18 protein-coding genes are annotated in these 18154 nt (G+C 70.4%); 15 read left to right on the forward strand and 3 right to left on the reverse strand.

Annotation, left to right across the window (positions count from 1 at the left end; translation table 11 throughout):
• Window positions 1-141: 141 nt before the first annotated feature.
• The 8 genes from NGB36_RS11475 (at window position 142) to NGB36_RS11510 (ending at window position 7334) form a co-directional block, all read left to right on the forward strand.
• Window positions 142-786, forward strand: a complete 645-nt coding sequence (locus NGB36_RS11475; protein WP_255920105.1) for an HAD family hydrolase — start codon at window positions 142-144, stop codon at window positions 784-786.
• Window positions 787-866: 80 nt separating this feature from the next.
• A complete protein-coding gene (locus tag NGB36_RS11480) occupies window positions 867-2069 on the forward strand; it encodes an MFS transporter (RefSeq protein ID WP_255920106.1) in 1203 nt (400 codons plus the stop codon).
• Window positions 2038-3210: an acetoin utilization protein AcuC gene (locus tag NGB36_RS11485; RefSeq protein WP_255920107.1), complete on the forward strand. Its 1173-nt coding sequence runs from the start codon at window positions 2038-2040 to the stop codon at window positions 3208-3210. Before NGB36_RS11480 ends, NGB36_RS11485 begins: the two co-directional genes overlap by 32 nt.
• A gap of 146 nt (window positions 3211-3356) precedes the next feature.
• Window positions 3357-4172, forward strand: a complete 816-nt coding sequence (locus tag NGB36_RS11490; RefSeq protein WP_255920108.1) for a phosphatase — start codon at window positions 3357-3359, stop codon at window positions 4170-4172.
• Window positions 4173-4302: 130 nt separating this feature from the next.
• The gene (locus NGB36_RS11495) at window positions 4303-4512 is read left to right on the forward strand and encodes a helix-turn-helix domain-containing protein (RefSeq protein WP_255920109.1); all 210 of its coding nucleotides are present in this window, start codon (window positions 4303-4305) and stop codon (window positions 4510-4512) included.
• A 170-nt stretch (window positions 4513-4682) separates the two neighbouring features.
• On the forward strand, window positions 4683-4781 hold the full coding sequence (locus NGB36_RS11500) for a 30S ribosomal protein bS22 (protein ID WP_003948845.1): 99 nt from the start codon (window positions 4683-4685) through the stop codon (window positions 4779-4781).
• 263 nt (window positions 4782-5044) lie between these two features.
• Complete coding sequence (locus NGB36_RS11505; RefSeq protein ID WP_255920110.1) at window positions 5045-6121, forward strand: NAD-dependent epimerase/dehydratase family protein; 1077 nt, start codon at window positions 5045-5047, stop codon at window positions 6119-6121.
• Window positions 6114-7334 carry a lysophospholipid acyltransferase family protein gene (locus NGB36_RS11510; protein WP_255920111.1) on the forward strand — a complete coding sequence of 407 codons (1221 nt, stop codon included), beginning with the start codon at window positions 6114-6116 and terminating at the stop codon, window positions 7332-7334. The genes NGB36_RS11505 and NGB36_RS11510 overlap by 8 nt, the downstream gene beginning before the upstream one ends.
• A 48-nt stretch (window positions 7335-7382) precedes the next feature.
• Here the strand turns inward: NGB36_RS11510 and NGB36_RS11515 are convergent, their stop codons facing one another.
• From NGB36_RS11515 to NGB36_RS11525, 3 genes are all read right to left on the reverse strand, one after another.
• On the reverse strand, window positions 7383-8585 hold the full coding sequence (locus tag NGB36_RS11515; RefSeq protein WP_255920112.1) for a DUF5667 domain-containing protein: 1203 nt from the start codon (window positions 8583-8585) through the stop codon (window positions 7383-7385).
• A gap of 262 nt (window positions 8586-8847) precedes the next feature.
• The gene (locus NGB36_RS11520; protein WP_255920113.1) at window positions 8848-9711 is read right to left on the reverse strand and encodes an ECF subfamily RNA polymerase sigma factor, BldN family; all 864 of its coding nucleotides are present in this window, start codon (window positions 9709-9711) and stop codon (window positions 8848-8850) included.
• Window positions 9712-10008: 297 nt separating this feature from the next.
• Window positions 10009-10941, reverse strand: a complete 933-nt coding sequence (locus tag NGB36_RS11525) for an HAD family hydrolase (protein ID WP_255920114.1) — start codon at window positions 10939-10941, stop codon at window positions 10009-10011.
• Window positions 10942-11052: 111 nt separating this feature from the next.
• Here NGB36_RS11525 and NGB36_RS11530 point away from each other — a divergent pair, with 111 nt between their 5' ends.
• The 7 genes from NGB36_RS11530 (at window position 11053) to hemB (ending at window position 18006) form a co-directional block, all read left to right on the forward strand.
• Window positions 11053-11316 carry a glutaredoxin family protein gene (locus tag NGB36_RS11530; protein WP_372509414.1) on the forward strand — a complete coding sequence of 88 codons (264 nt, stop codon included), beginning with the start codon at window positions 11053-11055 and terminating at the stop codon, window positions 11314-11316.
• 200 nt (window positions 11317-11516) lie between these two features.
• Entirely contained in the window at window positions 11517-12197 is a 681-nt protein-coding gene (locus NGB36_RS11535; RefSeq protein ID WP_255920116.1) for a 3'-5' exonuclease, read from the forward strand.
• Between the two features lie 131 nt (window positions 12198-12328).
• Window positions 12329-13096: a redox-sensing transcriptional repressor Rex gene (locus NGB36_RS11540; RefSeq protein WP_255920117.1), complete on the forward strand. Its 768-nt coding sequence runs from the start codon at window positions 12329-12331 to the stop codon at window positions 13094-13096.
• Window positions 13093-14424 carry a glutamyl-tRNA reductase gene (locus NGB36_RS11545; protein ID WP_255920118.1) on the forward strand — a complete coding sequence of 444 codons (1332 nt, stop codon included), beginning with the start codon at window positions 13093-13095 and terminating at the stop codon, window positions 14422-14424. The genes NGB36_RS11540 and NGB36_RS11545 overlap by 4 nt, the downstream gene beginning before the upstream one ends.
• The gene (hemC, locus tag NGB36_RS11550) at window positions 14421-15398 is read left to right on the forward strand and encodes a hydroxymethylbilane synthase (protein ID WP_255920119.1); all 978 of its coding nucleotides are present in this window, start codon (window positions 14421-14423) and stop codon (window positions 15396-15398) included. The genes NGB36_RS11545 and hemC overlap by 4 nt, the downstream gene beginning before the upstream one ends.
• Window positions 15395-17014, forward strand: coding sequence for a bifunctional uroporphyrinogen-III C-methyltransferase/uroporphyrinogen-III synthase (locus NGB36_RS11555; protein ID WP_255920120.1), 1620 nt, complete (start codon window positions 15395-15397; stop codon window positions 17012-17014). Before hemC ends, NGB36_RS11555 begins: the two co-directional genes overlap by 4 nt.
• On the forward strand, window positions 17011-18006 hold the full coding sequence (hemB, locus tag NGB36_RS11560) for a porphobilinogen synthase (protein WP_255920121.1): 996 nt from the start codon (window positions 17011-17013) through the stop codon (window positions 18004-18006). Before NGB36_RS11555 ends, hemB begins: the two co-directional genes overlap by 4 nt.
• Window positions 18007-18154 lie beyond the last annotated feature (148 nt).

Genomic DNA, 18154 nt, shown 5'->3' on the forward strand with positions numbered 1-18154 from the left:
GATGGTACTGCAGGGGGGACCCTGTGGGAGAGTAGGACGCCGCCGAACAATTATTGAGAAAGAAGCCCTTCCTGGGGAGTGATCCCCAGGAAGGGCTTCTTCGCGTTGCCGACCAGAGCGAGCGAATGCTGGAGTGAATGAATGCGGTACGACCTCGTCATCTTCGACAACGACGGTGTGCTCGTCGACAGTGAACCGATCTCCAACCGGATCCTGGCCGACTACCTGACCGAACTCGGCCATCCCACCTCGTACGAGGACTCGATTCGCGACTACATGGGTGCCGCGGTGCATCGCGTGCACGACCTCGTGATGGAGCGCTCGGGTAAGCAGCTTCCCGCCGACTTCGACGAGACCTTCCACGCCAGGGTGTTCGCCGCGTTCCGGCTCGAGTTGACGCCCGTCCCCGGGGTCGCCGACGTGCTCGGCAAGCTCGCTGCGGACGGTGTGCCGTTCTGTGTTGCGTCGTCGGGGAGCCACGAGCGGATCCGCGTGGCACTGCGCAAGACCGGTCTGTACGCGCATTTTGACGAGTCACGTATCTTCAGCTCGCAGGACGTCGGCCGGGGCAAGCCGGCGCCGGATCTCTTCCTGCATGCGGCGGAGGTGATGGGCGTGCCGCCCGCGCGATGTGCCGTCGTGGAGGACAGCCCGCTGGGTGTGCAGGCGGCCGCGGCAGCCGGGATGGATGTGTTCGGGTTCGCTGCGATGACCTCGGCGGCTGAACTCGCGGGTGCGAATGCGCTGTTCACCGACATGTCGGCGCTTTCCGCCCTGCTCTGCTGATACGTCCGCTGACGCAGCGGACGGACCAGGATCAGCCAGGGGATACCAATCAGTAGGCCCTGCCCGTACGCTCCAGCCCCATGGACGCACGCGTGCGGCACGGCCGGGCATCGCTCGCTGTCAGCTTCTTCGTGCAGGGGGCGGTCTTCGCACTTCTGGTGACCCGTATCCCTGCCATTCAGGCTCGCTACGGCATCTCCAACGCCCTCCTGCCTCTCTTCCTCGCCGCCGTGCCTGTGCTCGCCGGCGTCGGCAGCGTCACCACCGAGCACATCGTCAAGCGAGTGCGGCCGACGGTCGTGCTGCGCTGCGTCCAGCCCGTCGTCTGCCTCACGCTCGCGGGCGTCGGCGCCGGGAACGCGCTGTGGGAGTGCGCGCTGACGCTTGCACTCTTCGGGATCACGGTCGGTGGCCTGGACGCGTCCATGAACATGCTCGGGGTGAGCCTGCAACGGGCCTACGGCCGCAGCATCATGCTCGGCTTCCACGCCGCGTACAGCCTGGGCGGGATCACCGGCGCGTCACTTGCATGGGTGGGCGCGCACTGGCATCTGCCGCTTGTGGTGCTGTACGGGCCGGCGGTTGCCGTGCTGATTCCGATGGCGGGGGTTGCCGGGCGCTGGTTCGTCGACCAGGAGCCGGGCGCGCAGCCCGGCGTCACTGACCAGGCCGGGGAGGGGGCCGGCGTCGGGTTCCGTCCATTGCTGCCGCTCTGCCTGGTCATGGCGTTCGCATACATCGGCGACTCGACCGTCTCCAACTGGAGCGCCAAGTACCTGCAGGACATCCTGCACAGCTCGGAGCAGCTGGCGACCGTCCCGTACAACGTCTACATGGTGACCACGCTGCTCGGGCGCTCGGTGGGCGACTTGGGCGTGCGGCGTTTCGGGCCGGTGCCCGTCGTCCGCTTCGGGAGCGTGGTGGCGGCTGCAGGGTTCGCCGTGGTGGCCGCGGCGCCCGGTGCGTGGGTGGGGATGCTCGGCTTCACGCTGCTCGGCTTCGGGCTGTGCGTGATCGTTCCGCAGACCTTCGCCGCCGCGGGACGGCTCTTCCCGGGCGCGTCCGACACGGCCATCGCGCGGCTGAACGTCTTCAACTACGTCGGGTTCCTCGTCGGCTCCCCGCTGGTGGGTGCGATCGGCAACGCCTGGAACTACCGGGCCGCGATGCTCGTCCCGATGGTGCTTGTACTCGCGACACTGCTTTACGCCCGTTCGTTCGGTGTCAAACCTGACCGGTACGGTGTCGGACATGAGCGGGCGCGGGCAGTTGATGTGGGATGACGCGGTTACCGGCTACGACTTCGGGCCGAGCCACCCGATGGACCCGGTGCGGCTCGCGCTGACCAGATCGCTAATCGAGGCCTTCGGGCTGACCAGGGCCATGCGGGTGGTGTCGGCCCCGGCCGCCGGGGAGTCGACACTGCGGCTGGTGCACCGGCAGGACTACATCGATGCCGTGCGCCTCGCTTCCACCGATCCGATGGACGCGGATCCGGCGTACGGACTGGGGACGGAGGACGATCCCGCCTTCAACGGCATGCACGAGGTGTCGGCGCTGATCGCGGGGCAGTCGGTGGGGGCGGCGGAGGCCGTGTGGCGCGGCGATGTCGATCATGCCGTGAACTTCGCGGGCGGGCTGCACCACGCGATGCCCGGTGCGGCATCCGGTTTCTGTGTCTACAACGATGCGGCGCTGGCCATCGCGCGGTTGCTGGAACTGGGCGCTGAGCGTGTCGCGTACGTCGATGTGGATGTGCACCACGGCGACGGGGTCCAGGCGGCGTTCTGGGACGATCCGCGGGTGCTGACGATCTCAGTGCACGAGCATCCACGCACGCTGTTCCCACAGACCGGGTGGCCGGAGGAGACGGGCGGTCCGCAGGCCGAGGGGCGTGCGGTGAATCTGGCGCTGCCGGCCGGCACGGGGGACGAGGGGTGGCTGCGGGCGTTCCACGCCGTGGTGCCGGAGCTGGTGGCGGCGTTCCGCCCGCAGGTATTGGTCTCGCAGCACGGTGCCGATACGCATGTCGAGGATCCGCTGGCGCATCTGGCCGTCAGCCTGGACGCGCAGCGGGTGGTCGCGGAGGCGTGTCATGAGCTGGCGCACGAGCACGCAGGCGGCAGGTGGGTGGCCTTGGGCGGCGGCGGGTACGCGGTGGTGGACGTCGTCCCGCGGAGCTGGACGCATCTGACGGCGCTTGCCGCGGGCCGGCCGGTCCCGCCGGAGGCGGAGACACCGCAGGAGTGGCGGGCGGAGGTCTACCGGCGGACGCGGCAGAGCGCCCCGCTGCGGATGACGGACGGGCGGACCCCGGTGTGGCGTGGGTTCGAGGAGGCGGGGTACGACCCGGCGGACCGGCTCGACCAGGCGGTGCTGGCGACGCGCCGGGCCGTGTTCCCGCTGCACGGGCTGCTGCCGTGAGTCCTCTGTGAACGCCGTCGTAAACGCCGTGAGCGCCGTGGGCGCCGTAAACGCCGTGGCGCACGGTCTCACTCGAACGGGCCTTGTCCTGGCGGGATTTGGAGATATGTCTGCATGACGTCGTGGCATCGCGCCACGATCGGGGGGTGCTGACTTCCGGCGCGCTGCGCGCGCATCTGCTGGCAGCCCGGTTGGCCGGTCCCGTTGCCACGCCCCGGGAGGAGATCCTCCGCAGCTATCGGATGTTCGCGGAGCGGGATCCGCAGTATCTGATCGGTCTTGACCCGGAGGGGAGGTGGACGCCGGGCGAGCTGTTGACGTTGATGGCGGACCGGTGCGGCGTGTCGCCGGATCCGGGTTACAGAACCGGTCGAGATTTGATCAATCCCGATCGTACGGTGGCGGCGCTCGATGCCTTCGCAGAGCGGCTCGCGATCGCTGCGGTGGGTCGGGTGCCGGTGCTCTTCGGTACCGGGCATCCGGAGCGGCTCCTGGGGTTCTACGCCACTTTGGCGTCGGCGCTGTCGGCAGTGGGATGTCGTGTTCTCACCCCCGCGTATGGTCGATGTGTCGACATCTCGACCCGGTTCGGTCTACGCACGCACACGCTCGACTACGTACAAGGGGTCGCGGTGGTGCGTCCGGCGGGCGCGCGAGGTAACGGCCGTATGACCGGCGTGCACACCCATTCACCCTTGCCCGTCCGGGTGGCGCTCGCTGCCGCGGCCGACGGGGGAGGCCCGCTGCCGGCCCTGGTGATCGGGGACCACGGATGGGTCTGCGGGGCTGGTCAGCTGGGTGTCGAAGCGATCGGTCTCGCCGACGCCGACGATCCCGCGGTGTTCGTGGGCGAAGCCGAGGGACGGGTGTCGGTCGCCGTTCCCCTTGATGACGCTGTGCGGCCTGCTTACTACCGACCGCTTACTCGCTATGTACTCAATCGAGCGTGTCTGTCACAGTAGGCGACCGAACGTTACTCCTCTTCCCCACTTGCCTCACCCGCACCTAATCTGGGGGGTGAGCGCACGTGCCTGCAGGAGTCGCCGGAGGGGAAGCCGGTGGCCGTCATGTGCGGAAGGTTCAGGTGTTGACATGGCGTCTGTCGAGAGGCCTCTCAACGAGGTCGTGTTCCTGACCGTGGCCGAGGTGGCTTCGGTGATGCGAGTCTCCAAGATGACCGTGTACCGGCTGGTGCACAGCGGTCATCTGCCCGCGATCCGGGTGGGCAGGTCCTTCCGGGTCCCAGAACAGGCCGTCCACGACTACCTGAGGGAGTCCTACGTAGGGGTCGAGTCGGCCTAGCCCCTGGCCCTCGCGCGGACCCTGGGGTCAACCCTTGCCGTGACGCCTCCGACGCCCGGATGAACCCCGGATTACACCCGTTGCGATTCGACGGGTAGTCTTGGCCGACGTAGGTCGTGTGGGCTCCGACGCCCCGCACCGAGTGATTCCGATCATGAGCGAGGGTAGTCGTGGGCTCAGTCATCAAGAAGCGCCGTAAGCGCATGGCCAAGAAGAAGCACCGCAAGCTGCTCAAGCGCACGCGAGTGCAGCGCCGCAACAAGAAGTAAGCGAGCCCCAGGTTTGCTCTCCTGCCCTCCGCCCCCACCGCACTCGCGGCGGGGGCGGAGGGCAGCGGCGTTCGGACGGGCGCACGGGCAGCGGTCCACGGGCAATGACGCGCGTGGCGTACCCGTCTCGACACCCGTGCGTGTGGAAGCCGTCACTTCCCGCATCCCCAGGTCATCACAGCGCAACATCGAACCGATACGGTGACAGCTGGTGACATCGGTTCGATGCCGCCCCAGGCCGGGTGAGAAGGAAGGCTTCGATCTTGGGCAAGGTCGTGCTCGTCACGGGAGTGGCCCGCAGGCTCGGCGGCCGGTTCGTACGGCGTCTCCAGCGTGAGCCCGACGTCGACCGGGTGATCGCCGTCGACGCGGTGCCTCCCGAACACCATCTCGGCGGGGCCGAGTTCGTACGCGCCGACATCCGGCACCCCATGATCGCCAAGGTGCTCGCGGAGCACGCGGTCGACACCGTCGTCCACATGGACGTCAACGGCACGCCGCTCGGCCGCGCCCGCGGCGGCAGGGCCACCGTCAAAGAGATCAACGTCATCGGCACGATGCAGCTGCTCGGCGCATGCCAGAAGGCGCCCGCGGTGCGGCGGCTCGTGGTCAAGTCGACGACGAACGTCTACGGCTCCGCGCCCCGCGACCCTGCCGTGTTCACCGAGACCACGCCGCCGAAGTCCCTGCCGAGCGGCGGCTTCGCCAAGGACGCAGTCGAGGTTGAGGGCTACGTACGCGGCTTCGCCCGGCGCCGCCCCGACGTCGCCGTCGCCGTGCTCCGCTTCGCCAACATCCTCGGACCGAGCGCGGACTCCCCGCTCGCCGAGTACTTCTCGCTTCCGGTGCTGCCGACGGTCTTCGGTTACGACCCGCGGCTGCAGTTCGTCCATGAGGACGACGTCATCGAGGTGCTGATCGTGGCCTCCCAGGATCCGGCCCGCGGCACGCTCAACAGCGGCACGTTCAACATCGCGGGCGACGGGGTGCTGCTGCTGTCGCAGACGGCGCGGCGGCTGGGGAAGCCGACCGTGCCGGTGCTGCTGCCCGCCGTGACGCTGCTCGGCTCCATGATGCGCAATGTCGGCATCACCGATTTCTCGCCCGAGCAAATCCGTTTGCTGACGCACGGCCGGGTAGTGGACACCACACAGATGCGTGAGACGCTCGGATTCACGCCGAAATTCACCACCGCGGGGACTTTCCACGACTTCGCCGTCGGCCGGGGGCCCGGGCTGCTGCCGCCGGAGCGGCTCGCCCACGCCGTCGACACGGTCGCCGCGATGCTTCCCGGGGCCGGCGTCCACCGCCCGTACGAGGAGGAGCCGAACCATGGCTGACGCGAAGGTCATCCCGCTCGACGAGGACACCCGTTCGCGCCGAGGCACGGCACGGCCCGGTGGACGGGCGGCCGGTGGACGGCGCAAGAATGCGCCCGCCGGGCAGCCGGAGCTCACCGCGGTGCCGGCCGAGGAGCACTCCGAAGGCACGGCGCCGCGCAGGCGTGGGCTGCGGCGTGCAACGGCCCGGCAGGAGGAGGGAGCGGAGTCCGCCTCCGGCGCGGGCCGCGGCGACGGCGGCGACACCGCCGCCGAGCCGGCGCAGGAGGAGGCCGCACACGCCGCACACGCGGCGCCTTCGCCGGGGTCGTTGCCGCTGCCGGTCGGGATGCTCACGGACGCGCTCGGAGGCGCGGCCGACCGGCTGCTCGGTGGCAGCTGGGAGCGCAGGGTCGCCGGCGGCCTGTCGTTCCTGCGCCGCAGGATCACCGGGGACTACGAGGTCGACGAGTTCGGCTACGACGAGGAGCTCACCGACCAGGTGCTCATGTCGCTGCTGCGGCCGCTGTTCGACAACTACTTCCGGATCGAGGTCAAGGGGGTCGGCAACATCCCGTCGCAGGGTGGGGCACTCGTGGTCTGCAACCACTCCGGGACGCTGCCGTGGGACGCGCTCATGACACAGGTCGCCGTCCACGACCACCACCCGTCCGGCCGCCATCTGCGACTGCTCGCCGCCGATTTGGTCTTCGTGCTTCCCCTCATCAACGAGCTGGCGCGCAAGGCCGGGCACACCCTGGCGTGCGCGGAGGATGCGCAACTGCTGCTGGGGAACGGCGAAGTGGTCGGGGTGATGCCCGAGGGCTTCAAGGGGCTCGGCAAGCCGTTCTCGGAGCGCTACAAGCTCCAGCGCTTCGGGCGCGGCGGCTTCGTGTCGACGGCGCTGCGCACCGGGGTGCCGATCGTGCCGTGCTCGATCGTCGGGGCCGAGGAGATCTACCCGATGGTGGGGAACGCGAAGACGCTGGCGCGGCTGCTGGGTCTGCCGTACTTCCCGGTGACGCCGACGTTCCCGTGGCTGGGGCTGCTGGGGATGGTGCCGCTGCCGACGAAGTGGACGATCCAGTTCGGCGAGCCGATCCCGACGGACCACTACCCGCCGGAGGCGGCGGACGATCCGATGCTGGTGTTCAACCTCACCGACCAGGTGCGGGAGACGATCCAGCACACGCTCTACAAGCTGCTTGTGCAGCGCCGCTCGGTCTTCTTCTGACGCGTCTTCTTCCGAAGCCCGAGCAGCGCTGCGTCGACGTGGCGGCGGCTACTTCGATGAGTCGCCGCCCGTGATGCCGATGCCGGGCAGGATGCCCGGTAGCAGCGGCGGAATGGTGACACCCGGCTGCGAGGGCTGGCCGGAGCTGCTCTTGCCGGACGAGGAGCTCGGGCTGACGCTCGGTGCCGGGTTGTTGAGCAGTCCGGAGCCGCCGATGAGCCCCTGGCCCGCGCCGCCGGTCCCGTCCGTGGGCGACGGCGCGGTGTTCTTGCCGTGCCCGGAGGCGCCACTGTGCGACCCGGCTCCGCTGCCGGACGATGGGTGGCCGGTGCCGTTGGAGAACGAACCGCCCTCCCCCGAGCCCGTATCGCTGTGGTGATGGCGGGAGCCGCTGCCGGGCGCAGGGGGCAACAGGCTCTGCAGCGGGGCGACTTCCCGCTCTATGGCGTCGAAGACCGAGGTCACCTGGGCGCCGACCTCATGGAGCTGGGGCGGCAGCTGACGACGCAGCTGGCCCCACGTGCTGCCGTTCGTCCGCGAGAAGTCGTTGAGCGCCTCGATCGACGTGAGCGAGCCGTTGCGCTGGTAGGCACCGCTCAGCAGCCGGTGGCCTTCGGCGGCCTCCTTGTGCATGCCGACCAGCGCCCTGCCGACCTCGCGCACCGAGTCGGCATCGAGCGGCCCGGAACGGCCACGCTCCATGAGGCGGCGGGCCTCCTGCATTCGGGTCGAGGCCATGTCGAGCAGCACCCGGCCGCGGCCGGCGTCGTCGTTGGCCATGCCGAGGCGGAGGTCTTCCATGCCGCGTTTGAGCCCGTACAGGGTGTCACCGGGCAGCGCGTTGGTGCTCGCGGCGGCTACGCCTCCGAACGCCCCGGCGGCGACCCCGACGGTGAGCCCGCCCGCGGCGAGCCTGCGCGACCAGCGCGAGCGCGGTCGCAGCCTGCGCAGGCCGACGGCGCGGTGGGCGCCCGGACCCTTGCGCTGCTCTGGAACGCGTCCGCTCGTATCCAGCGTGCCGTCGGCGATCGCGGCCTCCATGGCGGCGATCAGCTGTGCCCGCTGGACCGTTTTCACCTCGGGGGCAAGATCCGGCTTCGGGACGTCGGCGAGTGCGCTCGCCATGGCCAGCAGCCGCTCCTGCGCAGGATCGGCGCGCCGGTCCGCTGCGTGCGTCTCGCGCTCGCCGGAGCCCTCCAGGGCCTTGGCGAAGGCGTTCGCCCGCCGGTGCGCCGTTGCTTGGCCGATCACGGGCGGCACCTCCTCTCGTCATCACCATCGACTCCCCGAAGTGCCCGAAGGGTTGCGCACCTTGAGGGCATCCACTCTTTCGAGTGAGTGGAGCGGAACAGGGTGCGATCGCGGGGAGCCCGCACTCCATGCAACGAGCGGCGCGCCAGCCGGGTTACGCGGGCGTGATGATCCGACCGGAACATCCCCATAGTCGGAAAAGAGCAGTTCAGAACGGTCGCGATGACCGCCGCGCCATGAGGCGCGGTCCGTCTGTGAGCGGTCACCGTGCGTCGTCAGGGAGCAGTCTGGCCAGGGTGCGCACGGCGCGGTACTGCAGGGTTTTGATCGCGCCCTCGTTCTTGCCCATGATCCGCGCGGTCTCGGCCACCGAGAGTCCCTGCAGGAAACGGAGTGTCACGCACTCCTGCTGCTGCGGGTTGAGCTTGCGCACGGCTTGCAGCAGCGCCTCGTTGGAGAGCGATTCGAGGACGGAGTCCTCCGGACTGCGCTCCACCTCGTTGGCGTCGAGCATCTCGCCTGTGGTCACTTCGAGCCGGAAGCGACTCGACTTGAAGTGGTCGGCGACCAGGTTGCGGGCGATGGTGACCAGCCAGGCGCCGAAGTCGCGGCCCTGCCAGGTGAAGGTGCCGATGCGGCGCAGGGCGCGCAGGAAGGTCTCGCTGGTCAGGTCCTCGGCCGTCGCCTTACCCCCGACCCGGTAGTAGATATAGCGGTAGACGGTGTCGGAGTAGTGGTCGTAGAGGCGGCCGAAGGCCTCGGTCTCGCCGCCCTGGGCACGCTCGACCAGCTCCATCATCCGCATGGAGTCGCTGTCGGCCGGGGGTCGGCGCGAGGATGTGCCCGCGCCGGCGCGGGGTCCGGCTGTGGCGCGTCCGCTCTGCGTCCCGGTGCGCTGCGCCGGGTTGCCGTGGCGGGCGGTTCGTCTGCCGAGCGCAGGCTTGCCCATGCCGGCCGAGAGGGGGGCGCTGCCGGCGGCGAGAGCGTAGGCGCCCGCGGCTGGTGTGACAGGTCCTGAGGCGGCGTACGCGGGGACGGCGTACGCGGGGACGAGGCGCAGGCGCAGAGCCACCTGTGCGCGGAGCGCGGCCAGGCCTGAGGCTTCAACCCCGACGAGTGGGTACACGGGACTCCCAGAGGCAGAACTTTCCATCACGTGCAGTACGGGACCGTTCACCCGCCGTAGGGACGCGTGGGTACCGGTGTGCGTCAGAGGAGAATAACGCTTCGTGCAGACGACGCTACACCGAGTTGCTGAATTCGTCGGTTGCGTCTAGTCCGTGCCGGAATGACAATCGATCAATTATCGAACGAGAGACGGATTTTGACCGCTTTCCATCGCCCCGTGCTCGGGTCAAGCGCGTGTTGTGGCTATGTGTCAGTCGTGCGACTGACGGGGCGCCAGAAGGGGTAAGACATACGGTCAGCGCTTGCGGCGCTGGAGCGCCACGGCCGCCGCGGCGCCGCCCGCCACCGCGCCCACCCCGGCCGCCGCGGGCAGCCCGATCCGGGCGGCCTTGCGCGTCGTGCGGTAGTCGCGCAGCCGCCAATCGTGCTCGCGTGCGTATTTGCGCAGCGTGCTGTCCGGGTTGATCGCGTAGGGGTGGCCGACGAGCGAGAGCATCGGGATGTCGTTCGAGGAGTCGCTGTACGCGGCGCAGCGCGACAGGTCCAGGCCGCGGGCGGCGGCGAGCGCCTTGATCGCCTCCGCCTTGGCGGGGCCGTGCAGCGGCTCGCCGACGAGCCGGCCGGTGTAGACGCCGTTCACCGACTCGGCGACCGTGCCGAGCGCGCCGGTGAGGCCGAGCCGCCGTGCGATGATCGTCGCGGTCTCGAGAGGGGCGGCGGTCACCAGCCAGACGCGCTGTCCGGCGTCGAGGTGGGCCTGGGCGAGAGCGCGCGTGCCCGGCCAGATCTTGCCGGCCATGTACTCGTCGTAGATCTCCTCGCCGATGGACATCAGTTCCTCGACGCGGTGGCCCTTGACGATCGACAGGGCACTGTTGCGCGCGTCCTCCATGTGGGCAGGGTCCTCGATGCCGACCAGCCGGAACCACGCCTGCTGCCAGGCGAAGCGCACCAGGTCGCGGCTGTGGAAGAACTTGCGCTTGTACAGGCCGCGCCCGAAGTGGAAGAGGGCCGCGCCCTGCATCACCGTGTTGTCCAGGTCGAAGAAGGCGGCGGCTCGCGGGTCGCCGGCGACCGGGAACTCGGCGGCCTGCCCGGCTATCTCCGCCTCTCCCGCCTGCTCCTTCTCGGGGGCGGCGAGCGCGGCCTCGGCGGCAGCCTCGCCTGCCAGGACGCTTCGCGGTGTCGCGGAGCGCCTACGCGTGGTGAGCCATCCCAGACCGGCCATGTGGTGAGCATATCCACTGGCATCGTGCCTCCCCGGAACTGGCACGCTCCGGTCGTATGAACTCTTCGCGTCGATGCCGTTACGGAGGTGCGTGAGGGCACAATGGGCCGAATGAACAGGACTCCACAGCCGCCGCAGCGGCGCACGGTCACGCTGATCGGCAAGCCCGGCTGCCATCTGTGCGACGACGCGCGAGGGGTGATCGAGAAGGTCGCCTCGGAGCTGGGCGCGTCCGTGGAGGAGCGCGACATCACCCAGGACGAGGAGCTGTACCGCAAGTACTGGGAGCAGATTCCGGTCGTGCTCGTCGACGGGGCGCAGCACGACTTCTGGCGTGTCGACGAGAAGCGCCTGAGGAAGGCGCTGGGCGGCTGACCGCCGCCGACCTCGGTCAACGTGGGTCAACGCGGATCTTGAGCCGCTCGCGACTGGTTCCGTACTGCTCGCGTATTCGATTACCATCGAGTGGTTTTTGGCCGAGGGGGCGTACGTAGGAAGGTGAGCGCGTGCTCTCGCTCGGGCTCCAGGGGGCGTTGGGCATCCCTGGTCGGTCCGGTGGATGCGGGGGATACGCCGTGGTGGACATCGAGGCCACCGGGTCGAGTTCGCGCAGGCACCGGATCGTCGAGCTCGCGGTGGTGCTGCTCGACCGGGAGCGCCGGCCGCACGGTGAGTTCAGCACGCTCGTGGACCCCGGGAGCCCGGTCGGGCCGACGCACATCCACGGCATCGAGCAGCATCACCTGATCCGGGCCCCGCGCTTCGCGCAGATCGCGCCGCGGCTGCTCGGGCTGCTGCGCGGCCGGGTCCTCGTCGGCCACAACGTCGGGTGCGACCGGGCGTTCCTCGCCGCCGAGTACGCGCGGGTGGGCGTTGAGCTGCCGCAGGTGCCCGAGCTGTGCACGATGCGTCTGGCGCAAGAGCACCTTCCGTCATCTCCCTATGGGCTCTCGCTGCGCGCCTGTGCGGCGGCCGCCGGTCTGCCGTCGTGGGCTGCGCACACCGCGCTCGGCGACGCACGGGCGTCGGGCCAGCTGCTGGCGCGCTGCTCGCCCGAGGACGACGGACGGCTGGCCGAGGCGCAGGCGGTGCGGTGGCCGCGGCTGCCGCGCACGCCGGGGGACGACGCCGTGTGGATCGGCCGCTCGGGGAGGGCGGGCGACCGTGCACCGGGGGACACATCCGCCTCACAGGCTGCCGAAGGGAACGATCCGGCCAGTCGAATGGTTGCGATTGTCCGTAATGGGGGTGCGTGATGCCCGTCACTTCCCACGGACAAAGCGGACACTATCTTTGTGCACGCGTTCACAAAGACATAGCCTGGCGTACACAGGGCGGCTTCATGCAGCGTGGCCGTCCGCAGCCCAGCTCTACCCGCAGGAGCATCGTGGCAACTGGCCGAACTCACCGACCGGCGACCCGGAGCCGAGGGATTCCCGAGGCCACGGTCGCCAGGCTTCCGCTGTACCTGCGGGCGCTCACCGCTTTGTCCGAGCGATCCGTGCCCACGGTCTCCTCCGAGGAGCTGGCGAGCGCTGCGGGGGTGAACTCCGCCAAGCTCCGCAAGGACTTCAGCTACCTCGGCTCGTACGGCACGCGCGGTGTCGGCTACGACGTCGAATACCTCGTCTACCAGATCTCCCGCGAGCTCGGCCTCACCCAGGACTGGCCCGTCGTCATCGTCGGTATCGGTAACCTCGGCGCGGCGCTCGCCAACTACGGCGGCTTCGCCTCCCGCGGCTTCCGGGTCGCGGCGCTGATAGACGCCGACCCGGCGCAGGCCGGGAAGATGGTCGCCGGGCTGCCGATCCGGCACACAGACGAGCTGGAAGCGATCATCGAGGACAACCAGGTCTCCATCGGCGTGATCGCGACCCCGGCGGGCGCCGCCCAGGAGGTCTGCGACCGGCTCGTCGCCGCGGGCGTCACCTCGATCCTCAACTTCGCGCCGACCGTGCTGTCGGTTCCCGACGGCGTCGATGTACGCAAGGTCGACCTCTCGATCGAGCTGCAGATTCTCGCCTTCCACGAGCAGCGCAAGGCCGGTGAGGACCTCGGCGGCGCGGTTGCGCCGACGAGCCTGCCCAAGGCCGCCGTGGACCGCAGCGAACGACCAGGACCTGACGGTGACGTGCCCGTCGTGATGCCGGCATGAGTCTGCTCGTCGTAGGCCTGAGCCACCGCAGCGCACCGGTCAGCGTCCTGGAGAGCGCCGCGCTGAGCGAGGACGCCAAGGCCAAGCTGCTGCAGGACACCCTCGCCGCGGAGCCCGCCGCCGAGGCCGCGATCCTCGGCACCTGCAACCGCATCGAGCTCTACGCCGACGTGGACAAGTTCCACGCGGGCGTCGCCGAGCTGTCCACGCTGCTCTCCCAGCACAGCGGCGTCGGGCTCGACGAGCTCACCCCGCATCTGTACGTGCACTACGAGGACCGCGCCGTCCACCACCTGTTCTCCGTGGCCTGCGGACTGGACTCGATGGTCGTCGGCGAGGGCCAGATCCTCGGCCAGATCAAGGACGCGCTCCTGCTCGGGCAGGAACTGCACACCGCGGGCCGCGTCCTCAACGACCTGTTCCAGCAGGCGCTGCGGGTCGGCAAGCGTGCCCACAGCGAGACCGGGATCGACAAGGCCGGCCAGTCGCTGGTCACCTTCGGCCTCGCCGAGCTCGCCAAGGGCATCGACGCGGACGCCGGCGACCTCGGCGACCGGCGTGCGCTCGTCGTCGGGGCCGGCTCGATGTCGTCGCTCGCCGCGGCGACCCTGGCGCGCGCCGGGGTCACCGAGATCGTCGTCGCCAACCGGACGCAGGACCGCGCCGAGCGGCTCGCCGCCTCGGTCGGCGGGCGCGCCGTACCCTTCACCGAGGTGCACGCCGAGCTGGCCGGCACCGACATCGTCGTCTCCTGTACCGGCGCCACCGGGCTCGTCCTCGACAAGGACGCCGTCGTCACGGCGCTCGCCGCCCGTACCTCCCCGCTGCCGCTCGGGCTGCTCGACCTCGCCATGCCGCGGGACGTCGACGGCGCGGTGCACGACGTGGACGGCGCTCACCTCGTCGACATCGAGGACCTCGCGGCAGCCGCCGCCGACGAGCCGATGGCCGCGGACGTGGATGCGGTGCGGCGGATCGTCTCTGCCGAGATCGCGGCGTTCGGCGCCGCCCAGCGCGCCGCGCGCATCACCCCGACCGTCGTCGCGCTGCGCACCATGGCCGCCGATGTGGTCGCCTCCGAACTCGCCCGCCTCGACGGGCGCCTCCCCGACCTGGACGACAGGCAGCGCGCCGAGATCACCCAAGCGGTGCGCCGCGTCGTCGACAAGCTCCTGCACGCGCCCACCGTGCGGGTCAAGCAGCTGGCGGGTGAACCCGGCGGTGCCGGGTACGCCGACGCGCTGCGCGAACTGTTCGACCTCGACCCGCAGGCGGTCGCCGCCGTCAGCCGGGCCGACACCGGCGACCCGAAGCGAGACCGGGCATGACCACCCTCACCACCCCCCTCAGGCTGGGCACGCGGCGCAGCAAGCTCGCCATGGCCCAGTCCGGCCAGGTCGCCGAGCAGGTCAGCAAGCTGACCGGCCGGCCCGTCGAACTGGTCGAGATCACCACCTACGGCGACACCTCCCGGGAGGCGCTCGCCCAGATCGGCGGCACCGGCGTCTTCGTCTCGGCGCTGCGCGACGCCCTGCTCGAAGGACGCATCGACTTCGCCGTCCACTCGCTGAAGGACCTGCCCACCGCCGACCCCGACGGCCTGCTGATCGCCGCGATCCCGCTCCGCGAGGACCCGCGCGATGTGCTGGTCGCCCGGGACGGGCTGACGTTCGCGCAACTGCCGGACGGCGCGCGGGTGGGCACCGGTTCGCCGCGCAGGATGTCGCAGCTCAACGCGTGGGCGCGCACCCTCGGCCTGCGCATCGAGACGGTGCCGATCCGCGGGAACATCGACACCCGCATCGGATACGTCGCCTCCGGTGAGCTGGACGCGGTGGTGCTTGCCGCCGCCGGCCTCAGCCGCATCGGCCGCCTCGACGAGGCGACCGAGCTGCTCCACACCGATGTGGTGCTGCCCGCTCCCGGACAGGGAGCGCTGGCCGTCGAATGCTCCGTCGGGCAGACGGAGTTGACGGCCCGGCTCGCCGAGCTCGACGACCCGTTCACACGGGCCGCCGTGACCGCCGAGCGATCCCTGCTCGCCGCCCTCGAGGCCGGCTGCTCCGCCCCCGTGGGCGCGCTCGCCGAGCCAGACATCGAACGGGACGACGAGCACGGGCCTGTAACCGAGCTGCGCCTGCGCGGCGTCGTCGGCACGACCGACGGCACCTCGCTGGTGCAGATGTCCGCCACCGGCCCCCTGCCGGCATCCCGCGAGGAAGCGACCGCACTCGGCCGCGAGCTCGCACAGGAGATGCTGGCCAAGGGCGCGGCCGGTCTGATGGGGGAGCGAGCACTTTGAGCCCCACCGCCACGCACAAGCCTGCCCAAGGGCACGTCACCTTCCTCGGGGCCGGGCCCGGAGACCCTGGGTTGCTCACGCTGCGCGCCGTCGAGGCGCTGGCCGACGCGGACGTCCTCGTCGCCGACCCGCAGGTGCTCGAGGTGGTGCGCAAGCACGCGCGGGCGGCCACGGAGGCACCCGAACTGACAGCGCTTGACGGTGCGTCCGGCATCGCCGCGCATGCCTCCAAGCTTGTCATGGCGTCCGCGAGCAACGGCAAGCGGGTGGTACGTGCGGTAGCAGGCGACCCCGGACTCGACGGCGACGCCGCAGAGGAAATGCTCGCCTGCGCCAAGGCCGGCATCCCCTTCGATGTCGTGCCGGGCGTGGCCACCGCCGTGGGCGTCCCCGCCTACGCGGGCGTGCCGATCGGCCGCGACGTGCGGTTCATCGACGCCGCCTCCGCCGACGCGCGCTGCTGGAGCGAGGTCGGAACGAGCGACGCGACGCTCGTCGTCAGCACCACGCTGGAGTCGGTCGCGGGCGCCGCGTCCGAACTGGTTGCGGCCGGCCGTAAGCCGGACACCCCGATGACCGTCACCGTCGGCGGCACCACCACCCGGCAGCGCACCTGGACTGCGACGCTCGGCACCGTCGGGGCGGTGCTGAAGGCAGCCAAGGTGCTGCCGTCGCCCGAGCCGGGCCAGGCGGCGATAGCCGTGGTCGGTGACCCCACGCAGGGCGAGCGCAGTCGGCTGTCGTGGTTCGAGACCAAGCCGCTGTTCGGCTGGAGGGTGCTGGTGCCCCGCACCAAGGAGCAGGCCGCCTCGCTCTCGGAGCAGCTGCGTTCCTACGGTGCCGTGCCGCACGAGGTGCCGACGATCGCCGTCGAACCGCCGCGCACGCCGCAGCAGATGGAGCGCGCGGTCAAGGGCCTGGTCACCGGCCGCTACGAGTGGATTGCCTTCACCTCGGTGAACGCGGTCAAGGCGGTGCGGGAGAAGTTCGAGGAGTACGGCCTGGACGCGCGGGCGTTCGCCGGCATCAAGGTGGCCGCGGTCGGCGAGCAGACCGCCAAGGCGCTCGTCGAGTTCGGCGTCAAGCCCGATCTCGTGCCGTCCGGCGAGCAGTCGGCGGCCGGGCTACTGGAGGACTGGCCGCCGTACGACCCGGTCTTCGACCCGATCGACCGGGTCTTCCTGCCGCGCGCCGACATCGCCACCGAGACGCTGGTCGCCGGCCTGATCGAGCTGGGCTGGGAGGTCGACGACGTGACCGCGTACCGGACGGTGCGCGCGTCGCCGCCGCCGGCCGAGACCCGTGAGGCGATCAAGGGCGGCGGGTTCGACGCGGTGCTGTTCACCTCGTCGAGCACCGTGCGCAACCTCGTCGGCATCGCGGGCAAGCCGCACAACGTCACCGTCATCGCCTGCATCGGCCCGGCCACCGCCAAGACGGCGGAGGAGCACGGGCTGCGCGTCGACGTGATGGCGCCCGAGCCTTCGGTGCACGCACTCGCCGAGGCCCTGGCAGACTTCGGTACGGCGCGCCGCGTGGCCGCGGAGGAGGCTGGTGACCCCGTCACCCGGCCGAGTGAGCGCCGTCCCGGAGCACGGAGGAGGGCCCGAGGATGAGCACTGCAGGGGCATACGGGGAGTACCCGGCGGCGCGGCCGCGTCGGCTGCGGGTGACACCGGCGATGCGGCGGATGGTCGCCGAAACCCGGCTGCACCCGGCCGAGTTGATCCTTCCCGCGTTCGTGCGCGAGGGGCTCACCGAGCCGGCCGCGATCTCCACGATGCCCGGTGTCGTCCAGCACACGCGCGACACGTTGCGAAAGGCCGCCGTCGAAGCGGCGGAGGCCGGCGTCGGCGGGATCATGCTGTTCGGCGTGCCGGAGTCGAAGGACGCCATCGGCTCGCAGGGCACCGACCCCGACGGGATCCTCCAAGTCGCCATCCGGGACGTGAAGTCCGAGGTCGGCGATGCGCTGGTGGTCATGTCCGACCTGTGCCTGGACGAGTACACCGACCACGGTCATTGCGGTGTCCTCGACGAGCACGGCCGGGTGGACAACGACGCGACGCTGCTGCGCTACGCCGAGATGGCGCGGGTGCAGGCGAACGCGGGCGTCGACGTGGTCGGCCCCAGCGGCATGATGGACGGTCAGGTCGGCGTGATCCGCAAGGCGCTGGACGCCGCCGGGCACCAGGACGTGGCCGTGCTCGCCTACACGGCGAAGTACGCGTCGGCGTTCTACGGGCCGTTCCGCGAGGCGGTCAACTCCTCGCTCAAGGGTGACCGGAGGACGTACCAGCAAGATCCCGCCAATGCGCGGGAGGCGCTGCGGGAGCTGGCGCTCGACCTCGCCGAGGGCGCCGACATGGTCATGGTCAAGCCGGCGCTGCCCTATCTGGACATTCTTCGGCAGATCGCCGATGCGTCGGACGTGCCGGTGGCCGCCTACCAGATCTCCGGCGAGTACGCGATGGTGGAGGCGGCGGCGGCGAACGGCTGGATCGACCGCGACCGCGCGATCATGGAGACGCTCACCAGCGTGCGACGGGCCGGTGCGGGCTTGGTGCTGACGTACTGGGCCACGGAAGTCGCCCATCGACTCGCGTAGACGGACCTCAGGACAGGGCTCATGACAAGGGGGGGCCGGGGGCTGCAGTCCCCGGCCCCCCCTTGTCTCATCCGGGACCCCGCATTAACGCATATGCTCAACTCCCCCTTAGAGTACGGGAGTTGCACGAAGACGTTTCGACGGGGGA

It is taken from the genome of Streptomyces humicola, from assembly GCF_024436035.1.
Classification (GTDB): domain Bacteria; phylum Actinomycetota; class Actinomycetes; order Streptomycetales; family Streptomycetaceae; genus Streptantibioticus_B; species Streptantibioticus_B humicola.

What these genes read in the sequence shown, in the direction of transcription:
- NGB36_RS11475 (WP_255920105.1), top strand. Translation starts at nt 142, where the DNA reads ATGCGGTACGACCTCGTCATCTTCGACAACGACGGTGTGCTCGTCGAC.
- NGB36_RS11480 (WP_255920106.1), top strand. Translation starts at nt 867, where the DNA reads ATGGACGCACGCGTGCGGCACGGCCGGGCATCGCTCGCTGTCAGCTTC.
- NGB36_RS11485 (WP_255920107.1), top strand. Translation starts at nt 2,038, where the DNA reads ATGAGCGGGCGCGGGCAGTTGATGTGGGATGACGCGGTTACCGGCTAC.
- NGB36_RS11495 (WP_255920109.1), top strand. Translation starts at nt 4,303, where the DNA reads ATGGCGTCTGTCGAGAGGCCTCTCAACGAGGTCGTGTTCCTGACCGTG.
- NGB36_RS11510 (WP_255920111.1), top strand. Translation starts at nt 6,114, where the DNA reads ATGGCTGACGCGAAGGTCATCCCGCTCGACGAGGACACCCGTTCGCGC.
- NGB36_RS11525 (WP_255920114.1), bottom strand. Translation starts at nt 10,941, where the DNA reads ATGGCCGGTCTGGGATGGCTCACCACGCGTAGGCGCTCCGCGACACCG.
- NGB36_RS11530 (WP_372509414.1), top strand. Translation starts at nt 11,053, where the DNA reads ATGAACAGGACTCCACAGCCGCCGCAGCGGCGCACGGTCACGCTGATC.
- NGB36_RS11545 (WP_255920118.1), top strand. Translation starts at nt 13,093, where the DNA reads ATGAGTCTGCTCGTCGTAGGCCTGAGCCACCGCAGCGCACCGGTCAGC.
- hemC (WP_255920119.1), top strand. Translation starts at nt 14,421, where the DNA reads ATGACCACCCTCACCACCCCCCTCAGGCTGGGCACGCGGCGCAGCAAG.
- hemB (WP_255920121.1), top strand. Translation starts at nt 17,011, where the DNA reads ATGAGCACTGCAGGGGCATACGGGGAGTACCCGGCGGCGCGGCCGCGT.